The sequence below is a fragment of the Nodosilinea sp. AN01ver1 genome (assembly GCF_050565655.1).
GTDB lineage: Bacteria > Cyanobacteriota > Cyanobacteriia > Phormidesmidales > Phormidesmidaceae > Nodosilinea.
The window spans coordinates 91,146-110,582 of sequence record NZ_JBNXVS010000016.1; the positions used below are offsets into that span (position 1 = coordinate 91,146).

19 protein-coding genes are annotated in these 19,437 nt (G+C 59.8%); 6 read left to right on the top strand and 13 right to left on the bottom strand.

From position 1 onward, the window contains the following. Positions 1-12: 12 nt before the first annotated feature. Both ACQ4N7_RS14280 and ACQ4N7_RS14285 read left to right on the top strand, forming a co-directional pair. Complete coding sequence (locus tag ACQ4N7_RS14280; protein ID WP_430712172.1) at positions 13-1,554, top strand: ABC transporter ATP-binding protein; 1,542 nt, start codon at positions 13-15, stop codon at positions 1,552-1,554. Between the two features lie 126 nt (positions 1,555-1,680). Continuing rightward, the gene (locus tag ACQ4N7_RS14285) at positions 1,681-2,163 is read left to right on the top strand and encodes a peptidoglycan-binding domain-containing protein (RefSeq protein WP_430712173.1); all 483 of its coding nucleotides are present in this window, start codon (positions 1,681-1,683) and stop codon (positions 2,161-2,163) included. Between the two features lie 103 nt (positions 2,164-2,266). Here the strand turns inward: ACQ4N7_RS14285 and ACQ4N7_RS14290 are convergent, their stop codons facing one another. The 6 genes from ACQ4N7_RS14290 to holA form a co-directional block, all read right to left on the bottom strand. Next, entirely contained in the window at positions 2,267-2,830 is a 564-nt protein-coding gene (locus tag ACQ4N7_RS14290; RefSeq protein WP_430712174.1) for an FKBP-type peptidyl-prolyl cis-trans isomerase, read from the bottom strand. A 127-nt stretch (positions 2,831-2,957) separates the two neighbouring features. Further along, the gene (locus ACQ4N7_RS14295; RefSeq protein ID WP_430712175.1) at positions 2,958-3,707 is read right to left on the bottom strand and encodes a response regulator transcription factor; all 750 of its coding nucleotides are present in this window, start codon (positions 3,705-3,707) and stop codon (positions 2,958-2,960) included. A 190-nt stretch (positions 3,708-3,897) separates the two neighbouring features. Then, a complete protein-coding gene (locus tag ACQ4N7_RS14300) occupies positions 3,898-5,310 on the bottom strand; it encodes a GAF domain-containing sensor histidine kinase (RefSeq protein ID WP_430712176.1) in 1,413 nt (470 codons plus the stop codon). 32 nt (positions 5,311-5,342) lie between these two features. After that, entirely contained in the window at positions 5,343-6,365 is a 1,023-nt protein-coding gene (gene obgE, locus ACQ4N7_RS14305; protein WP_430712177.1) for a GTPase ObgE, read from the bottom strand. Continuing rightward, positions 6,365-6,895 (bottom strand): DUF4168 domain-containing protein, encoded by a 531-nt coding sequence (locus ACQ4N7_RS14310; protein WP_430712178.1) that lies wholly within the window; start codon positions 6,893-6,895, stop codon positions 6,365-6,367. Before ACQ4N7_RS14310 ends, obgE begins: the two co-directional genes overlap by 1 nt. A gap of 183 nt (positions 6,896-7,078) precedes the next feature. Continuing rightward, a complete protein-coding gene (gene holA, locus ACQ4N7_RS14315; RefSeq protein WP_430712179.1) occupies positions 7,079-8,071 on the bottom strand; it encodes a DNA polymerase III subunit delta in 993 nt (330 codons plus the stop codon). Between the two features lie 231 nt (positions 8,072-8,302). On the opposite strand from holA, the gene ACQ4N7_RS14320 reads away from it, so the two are divergent. Together ACQ4N7_RS14320 and cbiE are read left to right on the top strand one after the other, a co-directional pair. Beyond that, complete coding sequence (locus ACQ4N7_RS14320) at positions 8,303-8,920, top strand: precorrin-8X methylmutase (RefSeq protein WP_430712180.1); 618 nt, start codon at positions 8,303-8,305, stop codon at positions 8,918-8,920. Continuing rightward, positions 8,917-10,218, top strand: coding sequence for a precorrin-6y C5,15-methyltransferase (decarboxylating) subunit CbiE (gene cbiE / locus ACQ4N7_RS14325; RefSeq protein ID WP_430712181.1), 1,302 nt, complete (start codon positions 8,917-8,919; stop codon positions 10,216-10,218). The genes ACQ4N7_RS14320 and cbiE overlap by 4 nt, the downstream gene beginning before the upstream one ends. On the opposite strand, the gene ACQ4N7_RS14330 is transcribed toward cbiE, so the two are convergent. From ACQ4N7_RS14330 to acs, 4 genes are all read right to left on the bottom strand, one after another. After that, positions 10,207-10,989, bottom strand: a complete 783-nt coding sequence (locus tag ACQ4N7_RS14330) for a CPBP family intramembrane glutamic endopeptidase (protein ID WP_430712182.1) — start codon at positions 10,987-10,989, stop codon at positions 10,207-10,209. The genes cbiE and ACQ4N7_RS14330 overlap by 12 nt on opposite strands. A gap of 113 nt (positions 10,990-11,102) precedes the next feature. Continuing rightward, positions 11,103-11,483 carry an AbrB family transcriptional regulator gene (locus tag ACQ4N7_RS14335; RefSeq protein ID WP_430712183.1) on the bottom strand — a complete coding sequence of 127 codons (381 nt, stop codon included), beginning with the start codon at positions 11,481-11,483 and terminating at the stop codon, positions 11,103-11,105. A gap of 213 nt (positions 11,484-11,696) precedes the next feature. Further along, positions 11,697-11,855, bottom strand: a complete 159-nt coding sequence (locus tag ACQ4N7_RS14340; protein WP_430712184.1) for a hypothetical protein — start codon at positions 11,853-11,855, stop codon at positions 11,697-11,699. A gap of 665 nt (positions 11,856-12,520) precedes the next feature. Beyond that, positions 12,521-14,488 carry an acetate--CoA ligase gene (gene acs, locus ACQ4N7_RS14345; RefSeq protein ID WP_430712185.1) on the bottom strand — a complete coding sequence of 656 codons (1,968 nt, stop codon included), beginning with the start codon at positions 14,486-14,488 and terminating at the stop codon, positions 12,521-12,523. Between the two features lie 438 nt (positions 14,489-14,926). Between acs and ACQ4N7_RS14350 the strand changes: the two genes are divergently transcribed. Together ACQ4N7_RS14350 and ACQ4N7_RS14355 are read left to right on the top strand one after the other, a co-directional pair. Continuing rightward, a complete protein-coding gene (locus ACQ4N7_RS14350) occupies positions 14,927-16,519 on the top strand; it encodes an adenylate/guanylate cyclase domain-containing protein (protein WP_430712186.1) in 1,593 nt (530 codons plus the stop codon). Positions 16,520-16,891: 372 nt separating this feature from the next. Next, a complete protein-coding gene (locus tag ACQ4N7_RS14355) occupies positions 16,892-17,305 on the top strand; it encodes a hypothetical protein (RefSeq protein ID WP_430712187.1) in 414 nt (137 codons plus the stop codon). A 79-nt stretch (positions 17,306-17,384) separates the two neighbouring features. On the opposite strand, the gene ACQ4N7_RS14360 is transcribed toward ACQ4N7_RS14355, so the two are convergent. From ACQ4N7_RS14360 to tsaD, 3 genes are all read right to left on the bottom strand, one after another. Continuing rightward, entirely contained in the window at positions 17,385-17,732 is a 348-nt protein-coding gene (locus ACQ4N7_RS14360; protein WP_430712188.1) for a metal-sensing transcriptional repressor, read from the bottom strand. 87 nt (positions 17,733-17,819) lie between these two features. Continuing rightward, entirely contained in the window at positions 17,820-18,224 is a 405-nt protein-coding gene (locus ACQ4N7_RS14365) for a protein disulfide isomerase family protein (protein ID WP_430712189.1), read from the bottom strand. A gap of 121 nt (positions 18,225-18,345) precedes the next feature. After that, positions 18,346-19,404: a tRNA (adenosine(37)-N6)-threonylcarbamoyltransferase complex transferase subunit TsaD gene (gene tsaD, locus ACQ4N7_RS14370; protein WP_430712190.1), complete on the bottom strand. Its 1,059-nt coding sequence runs from the start codon at positions 19,402-19,404 to the stop codon at positions 18,346-18,348. Positions 19,405-19,437 lie beyond the last annotated feature (33 nt).

Consider the following 19,437-nt stretch of genomic DNA (forward strand, 5'->3'; position numbering starts at 1 on the left):
ACAGCCTTTGCCATGACCACCCTTGCCCCACCGCTGCTGCACCTCAACCCACCCCCCGAACTCAAGGTGGTCAACATGACCAAGCGGTTTGGCAGTCTGGTGGCCCTCAAAGATGTTTCCCTCACCCTCAAGCCCGGCACCTTTCACGGCCTGCTGGGCGAAAACGGCGCGGGCAAAAGCACGCTGGTGAAGTGCATTATGGGCTTCTACGCCCCCACCGCCGGGCAGGTGCTAATCGACGACCGGGTCTACTCGATCAAAAGCCCCAAAGACGCCCACAGCTGCGGCATTGGCATGGTGTACCAGCACTTTACCTCGGTGCCCGCCATGACGGTGGCCGAAAACCTGGTGCTCAGCCGCTACGATCGCACCCAGGTGATCAACTGGAAGCAGGAGCACGCCGCTCTGCGCGCCTTTATGGCGCGATCGCCCTTTCAGGTTGACCTCGATCTGCCCGTGGGGCAGCTGGCGGCGGGCCAAAAGCAAAAGCTTGAAATTCTCAAGCAGCTCTACCTGCAAAGCCGCATTCTCATTCTCGATGAGCCGACCTCGGTGCTCACCCCCGACGAGGCCGACGAGGTGCTGGGGCTGCTGCGCCAGGAGGTCCAGGCGGGTCACCTCAGCGTGCTGTTGATTACCCACAAGTTTCGTGAGGTGCTGGCCTTTACCGATGAGGTGACGGTGCTGCACAAGGGCCAGCTGGCGGGCCACGGGGCCGTCGCCGACCTCACCGTGGCCGATATGGCCCGACTGATGCTGGGGACCGAGCGCATCACCAAAACCGTGGCTAAAATCGATGCGGTGTCGCGGCAGCCGGTGCTGGAGGTGAAGGGGTTAGGGGCCTCTAAAGACAACGGTCTCACCGCCTTTGGCCCCCTCGATTTGACCGTGCACAGCGGCGAAATTGTCGGCATTGCTGGGGTCTCAGGCAACGGCCAGCGAGAGCTGGTAGAGGTGCTGGCCGGGCAGCGATCGCCTACCGAGGGCCAAATTTGCATTACCGGCCAGCCCTACCGCGCCACCCGCGCCGAAATGGTGCGCCACGGCGTCTGTGCCCTGCCCGAAGAACCCCTGCGCAACGCCTGCGTCCCCGGCATGAGCGTGGCCGAAAACATGGCCCTGCGCACCTTCGATCGCCCGCCCCAGGCCCGCTGGATGTGGCTCAGGCTGGGCGCGATTCGCCGAGCGGCCCAGGGGCTAATCGAAACCTTTAGGGTCAAAACTCCCTCCCCCGAAACCCCGGTGCAAAACCTATCGGGGGGCAATGTGCAGCGTACAGTGCTGGCGCGGGAGCTGTCTGCGCCCGACATCAAGGTGCTGATTGCCGCCAACCCCTGCTTTGGCCTGGACTTCTCCGCCGTCGATCAAATTCACAACGCCATTGTCGAGGCCCGCAATCGGGGGGTGGCGGTGCTGCTGGTCAGCGAAGACCTCGACGAGCTGCTGGCCCTCAGCGATCGCATTCTGGTGATTAGCGAAGGGCAGTTTGTCTACAGCAGCCCCATCGCGCAGGCTAACGTTACCGACATTGGCCACAAAATGGCTGGGCACTAGGAGTTGTGGGGATTTCCCCCTCGCTACCCTGGCCTCTCAGCGAGTAAACTACAGATCCAACCCTGAATCAGCTGTACAGGCTGTGCAGATCGTATTGATACCGTACCGAAACACGCGAGTCAGATCATGGGTGAATCGTTAACGCCTCAAATTCCAGGGATTGCCGACGCCGATTGTTTGGACCTGGTGCGCGAATACTGTCAGCTAGCGGCCCGCCCCAGCCTCAGCGACGCCGAAAGTCAGCGCCTCGACCAGCTGCTGGCTATGGCCGAAACCGACGGTCGCCTCGATTTTTGGATCAACGAAGCCGACCACTTTATCGACCACGCCATCGGGCTGGGTAGCGCCACTCGGGTCTACGCCTCGGTCAACGAAAACCTGAAGTCGCGGCTGCGCGAGCTGCTCGATTTGACCCACACCGCCAACCCCGGCGACAAAGCCCTGGAGCTGCTCGAAGAACTCGACGAAAGCCTGACCGAAGGCACCCGTCAGGTGCAGCAGCAGCTGGCCAAGCGCGGCTACGATCCTGGCCCTGTGGACGGCGTAGCCGGGCCTAAGACCCAGCGCGCCCTGCGCAATTTTCAGCAGTCCCTGGAGTCGGGCTGTTAGGCCTGGCCGCCGTCGTTTCAGCCGGTAAGAGGAGATTTAAAGACAGAACTGGTGGCGATCGCGAGTTGCGATCGCCACCAGTTCTGACCTGCACCCTAGGTGTTTAGCCGATGCGCAGCAGCTCAACATCAAACAGCAGCGTTGCATTGGGTGGAATGACTCCGCCTGCGCCCCGGCTGCCGTAGCCCAGCTCGGCAGGAATGATCAGCTGGCGCTGACCGCCCACTCGCATGGTGCCAACCCCTTCATCCCAGCCCTTGATCACCTGACCAACGCCAATTTGAAAGGTGAAAGGCCGACCGCGATCGCGAGAGCTGTCGAACTTAGTGCCGTCTTCGAGGGTGCCGGTGTAGTGCACCGTGACCCGCTGCCCCGGCTGCGGCATCGCCCCGGTGCCCTCAACCACATCGACGTACTGAAGACCGGAGTCGGTAGTCACTAAATCTTCGGCGGGCATAGCGGCCTCTGGGGTAACGTCGGGAGCCAAATCGGCGGCAGCCTGGGCAATCTGCGCCACCGGCTCACTCAGGGTAGTGGCGGCCTCAGCCACCTCGGCGCGGTTCAGGTTAGAGGCGATCGCCTCCGGCTGAGAGCCGGTAAACTGAGCCACCAGCAGCACCACACAACAGGCGGCCAAAACCCCCAGGCTAATCAAAATCTCTCGCACAATTGACCTCCCAGCCAAGCATCATCTTTTCCCCCGATCATATAGCAATCCCCCCTCCCTTACTCCCCCACCCATCTACCCTCCCACTCATCCACCCGCCTACTCACCCACCCGCCTACTCACCCACCTACCCAAACCGATACCCAAACCCCCTCAGCGTCGTCACGTACTGCGGGTTAGCCGGGTCAACCTCAATTTTTTCGCGCAGCCAGCGAATGTGCACGTCTACAGTCTTGCGATCGCCGACAAAATCTGCCCCCCAAACCGCCTGAATCAGCTCTTCGCGGGACCAAACCCGGTTAGGGCTCTGAATAAACAGCTCCAAAATGCGAAATTCTTTGGGCGACAGGCTCACCTCCTGGCCCGCCACCGTCACCCTGAACTCGGTGGTGCACAGCACAATGTCTTTATAGGTCAGAACAGCGGTATCGGGTTTTGCCGTTGACCACTGCTGTCGCCGCAGCAAAGCCCGACAGCGGGCAATCAGCTCTCGCATGCCGAAGGGTTTAGCCAGGTAGTCGTCGGCCCCCACCTCTAGCCCCACCACTCGATCCAGCTCCGCTCCCTTGGCGCTCAAAATCAGAATGGGAATATCCAGGTTGTGGTGGCGCATCAACCGGCAAATGTCGAGCCCATTGACCCCAGGCAGCATCAGATCGACAATCGCCAGATCAACCTTCAGCCCTGCCAGCCCCTCGGTAGAGGCCGGAAAAATTAGCTCCAGGGCCCGCTGCCCCGACTCGGCTGTGGTGACCTGATAGCCCTGCTCACTGAGCGCCATGGCTACGGTTTCACGAATCAAATCTTCGTCGTCGATAATTAAAATGCGCTCTTGCACACCCGACAGCGGGGATAGAGCAGGGGTTACATTTTGCACAGCAGGGCCAAGCGCCTAATAACGACTCGGGCAAACCCCAAAGCGCTGGCAATTGAATGAACGCTGCCCTGGCCCCTGGCTACGACCACCCCTAGCGCCCTAAGGTCTGCACTAACCAGTAATGGTGTCGGATGCAGCTTAAGGAAACGTCGGGTTCTGGTTAAGCTTACGTAAACCCACCAGCCCTTGACTAAAGCGTCACCCCTACTTCGGCCTCGCGGCTCACTTCTGGGCGAGCCACGGCGGTCTCTAGCCTGGGCAGCAGCACTTCCAGCCGATTGCTGTCGCCGCTGCCCTGAACCTTAATCTGACCGCCGTGGCGCTGGGCCAGGTGCTGACTCAGCAGCAGCCCCAGCAGGGGACGGGGGATCGCACTGGGGGCCAGCGGGGCGGTTGAGACCTGCAATAGTTCGGCTACCTCCGCCGGGAGCCCTTCCCCCAGCCAGGGGTTAGACAACCACAAACCCAGGGTCAACCCCTGGCCCCGTCGGCAGGCGTGAACGCGCAGGGTGCTGTTGTCTCCGGCCGCATGCATAATGCCAACCATCAGGTGATACAAAATCTGTTTAACCACCCGCTGGTCTAGTATCCAGTGGGTTTCTCCCGGTTCTACAGTCAGGTTGAGAATGTGACCGTGTTTCTCGGCCAGCGGAGTGAGGGCTGTCACCACCTGCTGCCCAAGGGCCTCAATATCGACGGCCGTGGGCACTAGGTCGGTGCGCTCCGCCTCTGCAGGGTTGAGGTCAATGAGTTCATCGACCAGGGTCATTAGGGTCTGGCTGCTGCGGTGCACAATGTCGGTGTACTCTCGCTGCTTAGGGGTCAGGGGGCCGTAGATTTCGCGGCTCAGCATGGTGCTCATGCCCAGCACCGTCGTCAAAGGACTGCGCAGCTCATGGGTGAGCTGGGTCAGCAGGTCAAGGCGCACCCGATTGGCGATGGCTTCGAGCCCCACTGGCCCTGCTGAGCCAGGTGGAGTCAAGATGGCCCTGGCGCTCTGGCGCTCGTACTCGCTCATGCCCCAGCGGGCCGCCATGGCCAAAAAACCCAGCTCTTGTTCGCTAAACCGTCTGGGGCGCATATCCATAACGGCCAGGGTGCCCAGGCAGGTGCCCTGGCCCGTTCTCAGCGGTACGCCACAGTAGGCTCTAATGCCGTAGGTGCTGACCAGCTCGCTCTGGGCTAAGACCGGGTTTTCGGTGGTATCGGGCACAACCAGCGGCTGTTCGCTGTCGAGAATATAGCCCCCCAGCCCGCTGCTAAGGGGCAGCTGGCGCTGCTGCGACAGGGGATTTCCTACGCCCAAGGAGGACAGGCCAAAGGCGGCATAGACGTATTCTGTGGGGCCGTTGGCCACGGTTACCATAACCAGGGGCACCCCTAAAAATTGAGCGGCCACCTGAGCGGCTTCTTCCCAGGCGGGAATGCTGCTGGGGTGCTCTAGCTGGAGCGCTGCGATCGCCTGGCTGCGCCGCTGCAGTCGTTCGGCCCAGGGCAGACCAAGCGGGCAGGCAAGTCCGGGCGGGGCGATCGCGTCACCGGGCCGATTATCGCCCATCGTGGCTTCCCCGTCAGATTGCCCCGGAAATGCAAAAACACCCATGACCAACGCCTAACCCCTGCTGAGATACAGGCTTAAGGTGCCCTAAGACCGTGGCCTAGCAACGGCATTTGGTCGAGCAGGGCCCAGATCTGCTGCAGCATTGGCCCCAGCCCCGTACCAGCCACCGCCGAAATGCCGTACACTGGCCCCGGCCCCAGCGCCTCAAACTGGCTCATCAGCTCAGCCAGCACCTCAGGGGTAAGGGCATCGACTTTGTTGAGGGCCAGCACCTGGGGGCGATCGCTGAGGTCGCGGCCGTAGGCCTCTAGCTCTTGCTGAATGGTGTGAAAGTTGTCGAGCGGGTGCTCGGCGGTGGCGTCGACCACGTGCAGCAGCAGCCGGGTGCGCTCGATATGGCGCAAAAACTCGTGGCCCAGCCCCAGCCCCTGGTGCGCTCCCTCAATTAGCCCAGGAATATCGGCAAAGACGGTGCCATCGCCGGTAGGGCGGCGCACCACACCCAGGTTGGGCACCAGAGTGGTAAACGGGTAGTCGGCAATTTTGGGCCGAGCCGCCGACAGGGCCGAAATCAGGGTTGACTTGCCCGCGTTGGGCAGGCCCACAATACCCACTTCTGCCAGCAGCTTTAGCTCCAGGCGCAGACGCCGCTCCTCGCCCGGCAAGCCCGGTAGAGCATGCTCTGGAGCCCGGTTGCGATTGCTTAAAAAGTGGCGGTTGCCTAAGCCACCTTTACCCCCCTGGGCCACGCACAGTACCTGGTCGGCGGTGACCAAATCGCCCAGCAGTTCGTCGGTCTCAACGTCATACACCGCCGTACCGCAGGGCACCTCCAGGTATAAATCAGACCCAGCGGCCCCGGTCATATTCTTGGGGCCGCCCCGCTGGCCGTTATCGGCTTTGAACCGATGGGCGTAGCGAAAATCGAGCAGGGTTTGCAGCTGTGGTGTGGCCTTTAGATACACCGAACCGCCGGGGCCACCGTTGCCTCCGGCTGGCCCCCCAGCGGGCACGTATTTCTCGCGCCGAAACGCCACTATGCCGTCGCCGCCGTCGCCCGCGATTACCTCAACTTCAGCTTGATCGATAAACTGCATTACTGAGTGCCGCCGTTGGCAGACTGCTGCTGAAGCTCAATCATGGCCGCTCGAATCTGCTCCGCCAGGGCCGGATCCTGGGGATAGGCGGCTGTAATCGCGTTAAACTCGCGGGGCGTCAGACCGTTGGCTTTGACAATGTCGCTGGCCTGGTTGCAGTAGTTGACCACAATCGTGCGCACGCTGCTGCGCAGGTTGCGGGGCAGCTGGTTGAGGTTGGCGGTGCCGGTGCAGCTCATATCGACACTGGCGAGGTCTTGCCCGGTGCCGGTTAGCAGCGTTCTAATCTGGCTTAGCGCCTCGTTGCGGGGGGCATCCATCTCTAGAATTGAGGTGGCGTAGCCGATGATTTCTTCCTCAGATACGCCGCTGTCCTGGGCCCAGGCGGATCCCAGGGTAATGAGGCCCGCCGCCGTGGGCAGCTGAGCCCCCGCCCCCGCCAGCAGGCTAAAGCTGGCCACCGCCGCCGCGATAACGGCACTGCGACTGGGGTTTGCAAGTGGTAAACGGTGAATAAATCGGTGAATCATTATTATGTGTTTCTCCTGTGCTGGTGTTAACCAGAATGGCCCCGTGCTCCAACGATCGTGCTCTAACAACTGAAAGCGTCTGCTTAGGCTGGGAGGTGCCGCCCCGGTGTGTCGCCTAGATGCTTAATCTGGACAGGCTTTCAGCCCAGACGGGGCAGAACCTGCACTAGTTCCAGTCTGAGGCTATGCCCCCCCCGGCTTAAGCCCCTGGCAAAGTTCTATAACTTTTGTGTGTAGAGTAGCGCGTTCATCTCGGCCCTGCTTTAAATCAGACTCTAATTCTAGTAGCAAAGGCAGAATACATTGCAATTGGGCTAGAGTTAGCGATCGCACCTCCTGCTTTAAAAAATAAATACGCTTGGGGTTGGCCACCTCAGCGGCAGCGGCCACCTCGGCGTCACTGTGCACCCCGGCCTGTATCAGCACCTTCAGCCACAGCCACAGCCGAAACTGGCTGACTAGAGTGGCGACAATCCGCAGGGCGGGCTCGTTGCGATCGAGCAGGTCATTCACCAACGCCAGGGCCGTAGGGGTATCGCCCTGCTTAATCGCCTGGGCCAGCTTCAGGCTGGTTTGGGTAGAAACGGTCACCAGTTCCGCCGCCACGGTCGGTGGAATGGGATGCAGGCGAGCCCCCCAGTAGAGGGCCAGCTTTTCTAGCTCCAGGTGCAGCTGTCGGGTGTCGTTGCCCACGGCCTCGGCCAGCAGGTCGACGGTGGCCGACTCTAGAGACATCCCTCGCCCCTGGGCCACGCTCACCACCTGCTGACGAATTTGATCGGTCTTCCAGGGCGGAATAGTGGCAAACTCGCGAATTTCGCCCCAGGTCTTAAAGAATTTGGTAAATTTGGCGCGCCCGTCGGGCTTAGCGGTGCTGGTCAGCAGCAGCACCGTGGTATCGGGCAGCTGGGGCAGCGTGCGCTCAAACTCGGCCAGGGTAGTCTCCGGGCAGCGCTGGCCCAGACCGGTATTTTGCAGCCACACCAGCCGCTGCCCCTGCCCAAAGGGAGGCGTCATCGCCTGGTTTAGCGCCTGGGTCGGGCTACTGGCGGCCTCAGCAGAAATAATGTCGTAGTTAAAGCTGGCCCAGGCCTGGTCGAGGGTGCGCTGGCGCAGGTCGTGGATGGCCTTTTGGAGGGCAAAGTCGTCGTCGCCCCAGAAGTAGTAGGCGGGCATGGGATGGGGGGGAAGGGTAGGTGGGTGGATGGTCCCTGAGCGGAGTCGAAGGGAGCGGAGTCGAAGGGAGCGGAGTCGAAGGGAGCGGAGTCGAAGGGAGCGGAGGAATGCAAAGTTCAAAATTTTGCATGCAAAATTTTGAACTTTGCATTCCTCTTCCTGCGGGGCATCGTGGGATGATAAACCTCCTGCGGGGAGCAGTTCTAAAGACGAGATTATTGGATTGGATCTATGGCAAAGCTAGTACAAAGTCCCATTTTAGAAGAAAGCTTTGCGCTGATAGACCAAGAGTTTGGGGTTCATGACTTTACCCCGGCTGAGTATGCGGTGGTGCGACGGGTGATTCACAGTACCGCTGATTTTGAATTTAAGCAGCGGGTGGTGTTTGGCGAGGGGGCGATCGCCGCTGCTCTCCAGCACCTCTCCAAGGCTGGCCCCATTATTGTAGATGTGACGATGGTGCGCCAGGGGGTAGTGGGGATGGTGGAGCGCACGTTTCAAAATCCGCTGCTGACGGCGGTAGCGGTGGGCGAGCCAGCCCAGCCGGGGCGCACCCGCACCGAGACCGGGCTGCTGCGGTGTCTGGAGGAGTACCCCGAGGCGCTGGTGGTGATTGGCAACGCGCCCACGGCGTTGATGGCGCTGTGCGATCGCATTCGTGCAGGCTTGGTCCAGCCCGCGCTGGTAATCGGCGCTCCGGTGGGCTTTGTGGCGGTTGAGGCATCCAAGCAGCGGCTGGCTCAGACTGCGGTGCCGCAAATTCGGGTTGACGGGCGCAAGGGGGGCTCAGCGGTGGCCGCCGCCATGCTCAACGCTCTGCTGGTGCTGGCCTGGGAGCAGCAGCCGTGACCCTGGCTAATTCTGTAGGCGAGCCTTCAATTCATCCTTCAATTCATGTGGTGGGGGTGGGGCTAGACGGGCAGGCGGGGCTGACTCCGGCCAGTCTGGCGCTAATTCAGCGGGCGGCGGTGCTGGTGGGCAGCGATCGCCAGCTCAGCTACTTCCCCAAGTACATTACCGAGGGGCAGGCCGAGCGGTGGCCCCTGGACGACCTCAAGACTATTCTCGATCGCCTGCGCCAGTGGCTGGCCAGTGGCGAACCCGGCATCGTGGTGGTGCTGGCCTCGGGCGACCCGCTCTTTTTTGGCCTGGGGCGGCTGTTACTCGACCATTTACCGTCAGAAAGTCTCGTCTTTCACCCCCATCTGAGCGCGGTGCAGCTGGCCTTTAGCCGACTCAAGCGGCCCTGGCAGGGAGCCACGCTAGTCAGCGCCCACGGCCGCTCGACCCAGGATGTAGAGGCGGCCCTGCGTCGAGGCGACGAACTGATTGCGGTTCTGACCGACCCCGTCCATACCCCAGCCGCTCTGGGGCAGCTCGTTCTGAGTTTAGAGTTGCCCTGCTCCTACCGCCTGTGGGTGTGCGAAAACCTGGGCGGCGAGGGCGAACAGGTGCGCGAATTTGCGCCGGAGGCAATCGCCTCCGCAACTTTTGCCAGCCTCAACGTGGTCGTCTTGCAGCGGCGGCAGGCCGATTTTGACAGCGACGATCTGCCCCTGGTGGGTCTGCCCGATCGCGCCTTTGCCACCTTTAGCGATCGCCCCAGTTTGATCACCAAGCGCGACATTCGCATTCAAATACTGGCCGACCTCGACCCCAGGCCCGAGCAGGTGATTTGGGATATTGGCGCGGGCACAGGCTCTGTCAGCGTAGAACTCAGCCGGCTCTGCCCCACGGCCCAGATCTATGCGATCGAAAAAACCGCCGCTGGCCACAGTCTGATTCAGCAAAATCAGCGCCGCCTGGGCAGCCCCAACCTTTACCCCGTCTATGGTGCTGCACCCGCAGCGCTAGCTGCTCTGCCCGACCCCGATCGCATTTTTATTGGCGGCAGCGGCGGTCACCTGAGCGACATTCTCGACCATTGTGCGCGCCATCTCAAACCCCAGGGGCGAATCGTCCTAGCCCTGGCCACCCTAGAGCACACGGGCACGGTGCTCGCCTGGGTCGATAGCACCGCCGCCAGCCCCCGATCCTGGTCGGTTCAACTGCGTCAAATTCAGGTGCAGCATGGTGTTCGAGTTGGCTCGCTCACCCGCTGGCAGCCGCTGACGCCGATTACGCTGATCTCGCTGTCACCCAAATAGCCATAGCCCAACGCCGGTCAGCACCAGCAGCCCCATCGGCAGCACCCCCGTCAGCGGCTGATCGGGCAACCCCACCAGCCAAAGGGGGCCGTCTTTACCGGGCTTGAGCAGAGCCAGGGCATCGATCGCGGCGATCGCATACACCCAGCCTGCGTGCAGCCCCCAGGCCAGCCCCAGGCTGCCCCCGGTTACCCAGCGAGCTAGCAGCAGCACGGCTCCCATGATCGCTAAGCCTGGCAGCTGAGGCGCTCCGGCGGGGCCATCCCACACCAGGTGAGAGACGGCAAAAATGAAGCTGACGGCAATCGCCATCACCCAAACGGGCCAGGCCTGACCCAGCCCATTCACCAGCACGCCGCGAAAGACCAGTTCTTCAATCCAGCCCACAAATAGCGCCAGGGGCAGCACCGCCAGCAGCACGACCCCTGGCGAAGGTTCTGCCGTTTGGGTGCTAGACCCTAGAGCTTCCGGGCTCTGCGCCTGAGTAGCAAAGGGCTGTAGGGGAGGGGACTGAGCAAAGGGCTGCCACCTTCGCCAGCCCAGGCTCAGCTGTAGTGCAACGAGCGCCACTACGCCGCCCGCCGCGATCGCAAAGCCCACCACCATCAACCCCCAAAAGGACTGATCCCAGGCAATGCCGTAGTCAGACCAGGCACCTGCCCCTAGGCGACGGTGCACCTCAACCGCTACCGGCGCTACTAGGTAGAGCGGCAGCAGCAGGGGTAATTTGTGCTGGGGGGCAACCGGATACGTCAGTGGAATTTGACCCATCCGAGCAACCAGCAGACTAGCTGGAATGCCCAGGGCCATCCAGCTCAAAAAAAAACAGCTAGATGGGCGATCGCCACCATAGTTACCGTCAAACCTACCATAGTAGACCCGTACTATTCTTCATCCGAATTAGCGTCAAGCTGCTTCAGGTGAATGTGCTTGTAGCCCAGCTTAATTTCAAACTCATCGCCAGATTTAAGGCCCATTTCTTGAGTGTAGGTAGCCCCAATAACAATCTGACCATTTTTGTGAACGCTCACCCGATAAGTGGCTTCGCGCCCTCGACCATCTTTGTTGCTTTCAGGATCAAGATTGATGCCTTTAGCCTCTAGCAGTGCATCATAAAAGCCGGACAGATTGACCCGCACCTGATTGTCTTTGGTGAGGGTGTAGTAGCCACATTCTCTGGCCGTTTCGCGCTTGGTGAGGTCAGAAAGGTCTTTAACCTTCTGTAGTAATGCTTTACCGGTGAGGGGAGTGGGTTTTTCGGCCATTGTTCAGGAAAAATCCTTGTGATGAGACGTGAAGTTGAATAGTGAAAAATATCGGCCCAACCCGTGAACAAGGTTGACAGCCATTGAGTAATAGCAAATGAATAATAGCAAACAAATCTGCTTACTCGCACAACCAATTATAGGCATAGCGCCAAGAGCTGTCATCCAAAAAATAAATGATTTTGATCAGCTTTTGTTGATTGCCTCCACATGCTATTGATTCCCTTCGACCCAGGTGACTTTAGAAAAGCTCTCGATTCGATACAGCTGCGGCTGCGCCGTTAGTTTACCCAGGGGGTAGGGCGATCGCTCCCCTAACTCGGGTCTTTCTGACTGCCCAGTACTCAGCAGCCCCGTACAGAGTAGCGGCATAATCTGACCGCTACATTCCTATTCTTCGTTTCACACCTATTGAACCGCCCTCCGGTCAAAAGGCAAAGTTCTCCTCAGACTAACCCGGCCCTGAAATAGCGTCATTCAAGTTTTGAGCCAATGGAAACAATGGTTTAAGTCAATCATTTCACAGGGGTTTTGTGGCGAGAGGTCAATACTACATTTATGCATCGGGCTAACGCTCAAAAACCTGTTTTTCACGATAGAAAAAATAACATCTATCTTAGGGCATAGATCTGCCAATCGACCATTGGTTGACACTCTTAATGTGCTGGAACGCCCACCAGGTCTCTGACAAGATGCTCCTCCAAATAATTGGTCCTAAATCCCGAATGAGTACCCCTAATGGGTTTGTAGGGGCGCAACAGGCCGCGCCCCTACGGAATTCATGACGATAAACCGGGGGCAGATCTGCTCTAAAAATATGCGTTCCATCAACTTTGGCCAAGGAACGGGTATGGCTGTTTTTCTTCTCTGGCACAGCGTCGCGCAAAACGGCGTTCTCAGCGGGTAAACCACCCCGCTGTTGGCATTGCCGCTTGAGAGTAGGCGGCGATCGCCGGCCATCTGCAACGCATCGAAGCTAGCTCCAGGGCTCGCCGCAACGCCCCCTGGAGCCAGCTTCAACTCGTTTTAGCCCAGCGTCAGCTCTGGCGCAGCTGATCGAGCACGCTCTGGTCTTCCATGGTGGAGGCATCGCCTGCGATCGCCTCCCCACTGGCTAAATTGCGCAAAAAGCGGCGAATGATCTTGCCCGATCGCGTCTTGGGCAAAGCGTCGGCAAACTGAATTTCACCGGGGCGCGCGATCGCGCCGATTTCGTTCACCACATGCTGCTTGAGGGTCTGCTTCAGCTCGTCGCTGGGGCTGTACTGGCCCTCTAGAATCACAAAGGCAAAAATGTCTTCACCCTTGACCTCGTCTTTGCGGCCCACCACGGCGGCCTCCGCTACGGCGGGGTGCGACACCAGGGCCGACTCGACCTCCATCGTGCCCAGACGGTGGCCCGATACATTGATGACGTCATCGACGCGGCCCATCACCCAGAAGTAGCCGTCGGCGTCTTTGCGGGCACCGTCACCGGCAAAGTAGAGGTACTGGCCCTCGACCGGGGCAATGTGCTCCCAGTAGGTGCGGCGAAAGCGATCGTCGTCGCCGTAGACCGTGCGCATCATGCTGGGCCAGGGGTGCTTGATCACCAGGTAGCCGCCCTCGCCGGGGGCCACCGGGTTGCCCTCCAAATCCACCACGTCAGCGAGAATGCCGGGGAAGGGCAGGGTGGCGGAACCGGGCTTGGTCGGAATTGCCCCCGGCAGCGGCGTGATCATAAAGCCGCCGGTTTCCGTCTGCCACCAGGTATCGACAATCGGGCAGCGCTCACCGCCGATCACCTGGTGATACCACATCCAGGCTTCGGGATTGATCGGCTCACCCACCGTGCCCAGCAGCCGCAGCGACGACAGATCGCGGGCCTTGGGCAGTGCGTCGCCCATTTTAATGAAGGCGCGAATGGCCGTAGGGGCAGTGTAGAAAATGGTAACGCCGTACTTCTCGATTACATCCCAGAAGCAGCCGGGGTTAGAGGGGCGCGGCACCCCTTCGTACATCACCGTGGTGGCCCCGTTTGACAGCGGCCCGTAGACAATATAGCTGTGGCCGGTAATCCAGCCGACATCGGCGGTGCACCAGTAGACATCGGTGTCTTTAATGTCAAAGGCCCACTTAAAGGTCATGTGGGTGTAGAGGTTGTAGCCACCCGTGGTGTGTACCACCCCCTTGGGCTTGCCCGTGGTGCCGCTGGTGTAGAGAATGAACAGCAGATCTTCGGCATCCATTTCTTCAGCGGGGCAGTGGGCTGAGGCGATGGCCTGTAGCTCGTGCCACCAGTGGTCGCGCCCCTCCACCATGGGAATGTCTGCTTTGGTGCGCTGCACCACCAGTACCGCTGACACGCTAGGCACGCCGTCGCCCTCTAGCGCCTGGTCAACGGCGGCCTTGAGCGGCACCACCTTGTCTTTGCGGAAGCCGCCGTCGGCGGTGATCACCACCTTGGCTTCAGCGTCGTTGAGGCGATCTTTAAGGGCCTCGGCGCTAAAGCCGCCAAAGATGACGGTGTGAGGGGCACCAATGCGGGCGCAGGCCAGCATGGCGATCGCCGCCTCGGGCACCATCGGCATATAGATACCGACGCGATCGCCCTTTTGCACCCCCAGCCCTTTCAGCACGTTGGCTACCTGGCACACCTCCCGGTGCAGCTGGGCATAGGTGAGGGTGCGGCTGTCGCCCGGCTCGCCTTCCCAAATCAGGGCGGCCTTGTTGCGTCGCCAGGTGGTCAGGTGACGGTCTAAACAGTTGTAGGAAATGTTGATTTTCCCCCCCACAAACCACTTGGCAAAGGGGGGTTGCCAGTCCAGCACCGTATCCCACGGCTTAAACCAGTGCAGCTCCTGGCTGGCCAGCTCGGCCCAAAACTTGGCGGGGTCTGCCGCCGCCTGTTCAGCCAGAGCGCGATAGTCCTCCAGACTCTGGATCGATGCGTTTTGAGCAAACTCATCGGCAGGGGGAAACAGGCGGTTTTCGTGCAGAACCGATTCAATGGTGGGGGAAGCCATAGACAATGCTAGTCGCTTACGAACACAAATAAAGTGACATGAAAGCCGCTGTAGAGGGGCGGTGTCCTCTAAAAACCATACGATTTTTAGCGACCCTTTGATCAGCGTCTATGGTTTCCTTAATGTTTCTGGAGATTATCGGCCTAAATCAGAAAACGCTCCCATTCTAAGGTCATAGAGCCAGCCCACAATGCGGAATTTGACTCAGTCTACGTGAAGGTTAGACCCAGGGGCGAGCAGGCCAGAGACTCAGCCGCTAAGCTCAACCTAAATTTAGACAACGCTAAGACTTAATGTAGAGCGGCCGATTTTGGCCAGGCTACTGATTTAATCAAAATCACTATTACCACGGTTGAGCTGGCCCGAGCCGAGGCGCTCCAGCCAGAGTACAGAAGCCAGGCGTTTGAAGGGGTCGTTAATTTTCCATTGGGGTCATCAATGGCTGAGGTTTTATCATCGTTCAAACGCTGGTGGCGGCGATGGCCCAGTGTTTTAGCCGTGGCTGTAGGCTATGCCATCATCGCCAAGCTCAGTTTTCACGTTGTGGGAAGTGGCGAGGCTGTACTGCCTATCTGGCCACCGGCGGGCTATAGCCAGGGCGTTGTGCTGATGACGGGGGCGGCTCTAGCCCCAGGTATTACGCTGGGATCACTGATAGTAACGCTGACCTCTCCTGAGCAAGTTTGGCACCGGGATGTAGTCGGTGCTATTAACAATACCCTTCAACCTTTGCTGGGGCTGTGGTTACTGCGTCGCGTTGGCTTTATCAGCTCCCTGCAGCGCATTAAAGATGTGGGAGCTTTAATTGGCTTTGGCGCGGTTGTGCCCGCTACCCTCAGCGCCACCATCGGGGTCACCTACTTCTGCCTGATGACTCCAATGCGCTGGGCTGACTATGTTCCCAGCTGGTTTAGCTGGTGGATTGGCAATGTGACTGGCGTCGTTGTGATTACCGCCCTGATGATTACCTGGCGTCAGGGGGTAAAACGATTTCGGAGCTTTTACTCGCCCTCTTTGATTGTGCTGTGGCTGATCATCTTGATGGCCGTGAGCTGGTATTTGTTCTGCGACCCCCGGCGGATGGCTCAGGCTCCCTACCCTCTAGAATACCTGCCGTTTCCCATTCTCCTGTGGGCGGCCCTGCGACTGGGGCCGTTTGGAGCCGCCCTGGGCACCGCTATTGTCACCATCATTACCACCTGGGGGGTGAGCCAGGGGCAGGGGCCGTTTTGGACTTCTTTTGACGATCCTCTCAAGGCAGTGCAACCGCTTCAGGCTTTTATCTGCGTACTAGCCTTTACAGCTCTAATGTTGGCGAGCGTAGTTGCCGAGCGGGAGCAGGCGCGGCAAGCCCTGCAGGAGGAAAAAGAGAAATCGGAGCAGCTGTTGCTGAATATTTTGCCCTTGCCCATTGCCACCCGGCTCAAGCAGGGGCGCAACACGATCGCTGACCACTTTGCCGAAGTCACGGTGCTGTTTGCCGACATTGTCGAGTTTACCCAGCTCTCTGAGCACCTCAGTCCTCAAGATCTGGTGGCGTTACTCAACGATATTTTTTCTCAGTTTGACGACCTGGCCGAGCGGCACCAGCTCGAAAAAATTAAAACCATTGGCGATGCCTACATGGTGGTCGGGGGCATCCCCCACGAGCGCGACGACCACGCCCAGGCCGTCGCCGATATGGCCCTCGACATGCAGGCTATGGCCCAGGCCTTCAGCGATCGCACGGGCCAGTCCTTCCGGCTGCGAATTGGTATCAACACCGGGCCGGTGGTAGCCGGGGTGATTGGCACCAAAAAGTTTATCTACGACCTCTGGGGCGATACCGTCAACACCGCCAGCCGCATGGAAGCGTTTGGCGTAGCCGAGCATATCCAGGTGAGCGAAACCACCTACCAATGCCTCAAAGACACCCACGACCTCGACCCGCGTGGGGAAGTGTGGGTCAAGGGCAAAGGGCACATGCGCACCTACTTTTTGCGGCAAAAGACTCTGGCAACGACGGGACAGCCCGCTCCCAAGCGGGTTTAATATCAAACCAGAATGGGATAACACACCCTAGGGCGTGTCATCAATTGTGGCCAAAAGCTCGGGATATCAAGCCTTGCCACGCCCGACCCAAAAGACAGGCTAGGGGCTGTAACCCTTGATTTTTGTACGTTTAGCAGCTAATTGATAACAGCCCCTAGGGCTAGCTGATGAGCGCCTGTAGACTCAGCTACCGCAGCCAGGTTGAGCGCCTCGCCCGCTGCGGCATATTAGCTCCGGTTGAATTCTATAGCCCGCATTTTTGACCATGATTTCGGTTGCTCAGCCGGGTATGCTAGGCCTATTGGGGTTCCTCTACGGCTCAGCCTTCACTGGCCTGTTTTGTTCAGCATTCTGTGTCACCTGCATGGGTCTATGACTACGGCTAAGGCATCTGTACCGGCGCAGCCCGCGTCTTCTCTCTCCGCCCAGGACGCGATGTTGGAAAATATTGTTGGGGTCGCAATTTTTGATTTCAGCGGCCTACCCCAGGAGTATTTTGTCACCGCCGACAACGAAAGCACCAGCTGGGTGCAGCTCGTCTTTCAGGCACTAGGGTTAAAATCTCTGTTGATGTCATCGCTCAAGCTAGATGGCTTTTCGCACATCTGCATTGAGCTAGAGCAGCAAACCGCCGTTGTGGTGCGCACCAAGGAAGAATACGTCGCCCTGCTGCTGCGCCAACCGTTGACCTTTGCAACGGCTCAGGAGGGCGATCGCTTTAGCCACTGGGTGCGTCAGTTTGAGCGCCGCCTGCTGCGCGAGCACGATCGCTTTATTCCGGCTTAGCGGTTTACGGCCCTAGGTCTGGGGTCGATGGGGCCGTCTGAACGCCTTATTCTAAAACCCTAAACCCTAAACCCTAAACCTAGGGCAAGAAGCGATCGAGCGCTGCCTTGAGTTCGGCAATTTCTTCTTCAATGTTGCCGTCCACAGCGGCGCGGCCAATGCACTCGGTCAGATGCTCATCGAGAATAATGCGGGCGACGCGATCGAGTGCGCCCCGCACCGCCGCCACCTGCACCAGCACGTCAGGGCAGGGGCGGCTCTCCTGCACCATGGTTTTAATGCCGCGAATGTGGCCCTCAATGCGGGCCAAACGGTTGACGATGCGCCGCAGCGACTCGGGATCGTGCACGTGGGGATGAGCGCTGCCGTCAGCGGTGACATCGACCTCGTGCAGGTGAGGGTGGGGGTGGGAGCTAGGGTTATGCAACGGCTGTATGCGGCTGTAGAAAGAAAATCGAGCAGAGGTTGGGCGACAATATCGAGAATTTGGGCGGGCTGGCCAGCTACAAAAGTGCTATTGAGAGGCAGAGAAGCCCGATAGATCGGCCAGTTCATCGAGCGATCGCACCCCTGGATACAGCTGACCATCAATCTCCCAGGTGGGGTAGCCCTGAATGCCCTTCTGCTGGCAAAGCTCGGGCTGAGGGTTGTCACCATCGGCGGCACACTCCACGTAGGGCAACTGCTCGGCAGACTCCTTGAACATAGCTTTTTGGTCAGCGCAGTGGGGACACCAGTAGGCCCCGTACATAACGCCACCTGTAGCCGCTAGATGTTGGGCAAGCTGAGCTTCATAACTACTGGTGTCGCTGGTAGCTGAGGGATTGGGGCTGCACCCAAACGTCAGCAGCGCCGCCAGAGCAAGGCCACCTAGCCCTATAGCCTGGGGCCAGCGCTGGAGTGGGTGGGTTTGAACCATAGAACTCATCCAGAATGCTGCAATTAAATCAACGCAATAACCAGCACTGCGAGCAGCGTTATAGGGAGACGCGCCGTTGCCTCCCTAGTGTAGCGTCAAGCCCTGCCGATGGGCCGTTAGATCAGCGCTCCGCTTGAGGAGCATAAAGTTCCATCACCCGTGCCAGGTCGAGTCGCGACTGCGCCCCCAGCTCCAGACCAGACCGATGGCCGTGGTTGAGATGGTCGGCGGCGGCACAGCCAATCATGGCGGCGTTATCGGTACACAGGCTGAGGGGTGGAAAGATCACCCGCAGGCCGTGGGTATCTGCCGCCTGCTGAAGCTGCTGGCGCAGACCGCTATTGGCGGCGACTCCACCCCCTACTGCCACCGTGGTTAGACCGTAGGCCTGGGCACAGGCCACCACCCGCCGCGTCAGGCTGCGGGCCACCGTAGCCTGAAAGCTAGCAGCCAGGTCGGCAACGGGCAGCGGGTCTACCCCTTCGGCTTTGAGTTTCTCGACCAGCCGCAGCACCGCCGTTTTTAGCCCGCTAAAGCTGGAGTCGTAGGGGTGAAAGCCGCCGCCCGGTAGCGAAATGTTGCCTTCGGGCAGGGGAAAGGCTTTGGGATTGCCGACCTGAGCCAGTTTGTCGATCGCGGGGCCGCCGGGGTAGCCCAACCCCAGCAGCCGGGCCACTTTGTCAAAGGCTTCGCCCGCCGCATCGTCGCGGGTTTGGCCCAGGGTTTGGTACTGACCGCAGGCTTTGACATAGATCAAGCTGGTGTGCCCCCCCGACACCAGCAGGCACAGGTAGGGAGGCTGGAGGTCAGGGCTGGCCAGGTAGTTAGCATAGATGTGCCCCTCCAGGTGGTGCACCCCTAAAAAGGGCTTGTGATGCACCATGGCCAGGGTTTTGCCAGCGGTCAGCCCCACCAGCAGCGCTCCGACCAGTCCTGGGGCGCAGGTGGCCGCCACGGCGTCGATGTCGGCCCAGCCCAGCCCGGCCTGCTCTAGAGCTACGCGCAGACTATCACCCAGAGTAGCGACGTGGTGCCGCGAGGCCACCTCGGGCACAACGCCGCCGTAGGGCTGGTGAACATCGATTTGCGAGGCAACGACGGTGCTCAAAATAGCGCGATCGCGCACCACCGCCACCGCCGTTTCGTCACAGCTGGTTTCTAGAGCTAAGATTGTCGCCATTGAACTGCCGCCGAGGAGGTACTAATGTAAGCC

What these genes read in the sequence shown, in the direction of transcription:
- ACQ4N7_RS14280 (WP_430712172.1), top strand. Translation starts at nt 13, where the DNA reads ATGACCACCCTTGCCCCACCGCTGCTGCACCTCAACCCACCCCCCGAA.
- ACQ4N7_RS14285 (WP_430712173.1), top strand. Translation starts at nt 1,681, where the DNA reads ATGGGTGAATCGTTAACGCCTCAAATTCCAGGGATTGCCGACGCCGAT.
- ACQ4N7_RS14300 (WP_430712176.1), bottom strand. Translation starts at nt 5,310, where the DNA reads ATGGGTGTTTTTGCATTTCCGGGGCAATCTGACGGGGAAGCCACGATG.
- obgE (WP_430712177.1), bottom strand. Translation starts at nt 6,365, where the DNA reads ATGCAGTTTATCGATCAAGCTGAAGTTGAGGTAATCGCGGGCGACGGC.
- ACQ4N7_RS14310 (WP_430712178.1), bottom strand. Translation starts at nt 6,895, where the DNA reads ATGATTCACCGATTTATTCACCGTTTACCACTTGCAAACCCCAGTCGC.
- holA (WP_430712179.1), bottom strand. Translation starts at nt 8,071, where the DNA reads ATGCCCGCCTACTACTTCTGGGGCGACGACGACTTTGCCCTCCAAAAG.
- ACQ4N7_RS14320 (WP_430712180.1), top strand. Translation starts at nt 8,303, where the DNA reads ATGGCAAAGCTAGTACAAAGTCCCATTTTAGAAGAAAGCTTTGCGCTG.
- ACQ4N7_RS14330 (WP_430712182.1), bottom strand. Translation starts at nt 10,989, where the DNA reads ATGGGTCAAATTCCACTGACGTATCCGGTTGCCCCCCAGCACAAATTA.
- ACQ4N7_RS14335 (WP_430712183.1), bottom strand. Translation starts at nt 11,483, where the DNA reads ATGGCCGAAAAACCCACTCCCCTCACCGGTAAAGCATTACTACAGAAG.
- ACQ4N7_RS14340 (WP_430712184.1), bottom strand. Translation starts at nt 11,855, where the DNA reads ATGCCGCTACTCTGTACGGGGCTGCTGAGTACTGGGCAGTCAGAAAGA.
- acs (WP_430712185.1), bottom strand. Translation starts at nt 14,488, where the DNA reads ATGGCTTCCCCCACCATTGAATCGGTTCTGCACGAAAACCGCCTGTTT.
- ACQ4N7_RS14350 (WP_430712186.1), top strand. Translation starts at nt 14,927, where the DNA reads ATGGCTGAGGTTTTATCATCGTTCAAACGCTGGTGGCGGCGATGGCCC.
- ACQ4N7_RS14355 (WP_430712187.1), top strand. Translation starts at nt 16,892, where the DNA reads ATGACTACGGCTAAGGCATCTGTACCGGCGCAGCCCGCGTCTTCTCTC.
- ACQ4N7_RS14365 (WP_430712189.1), bottom strand. Translation starts at nt 18,224, where the DNA reads ATGGTTCAAACCCACCCACTCCAGCGCTGGCCCCAGGCTATAGGGCTA.
- tsaD (WP_430712190.1), bottom strand. Translation starts at nt 19,404, where the DNA reads ATGGCGACAATCTTAGCTCTAGAAACCAGCTGTGACGAAACGGCGGTG.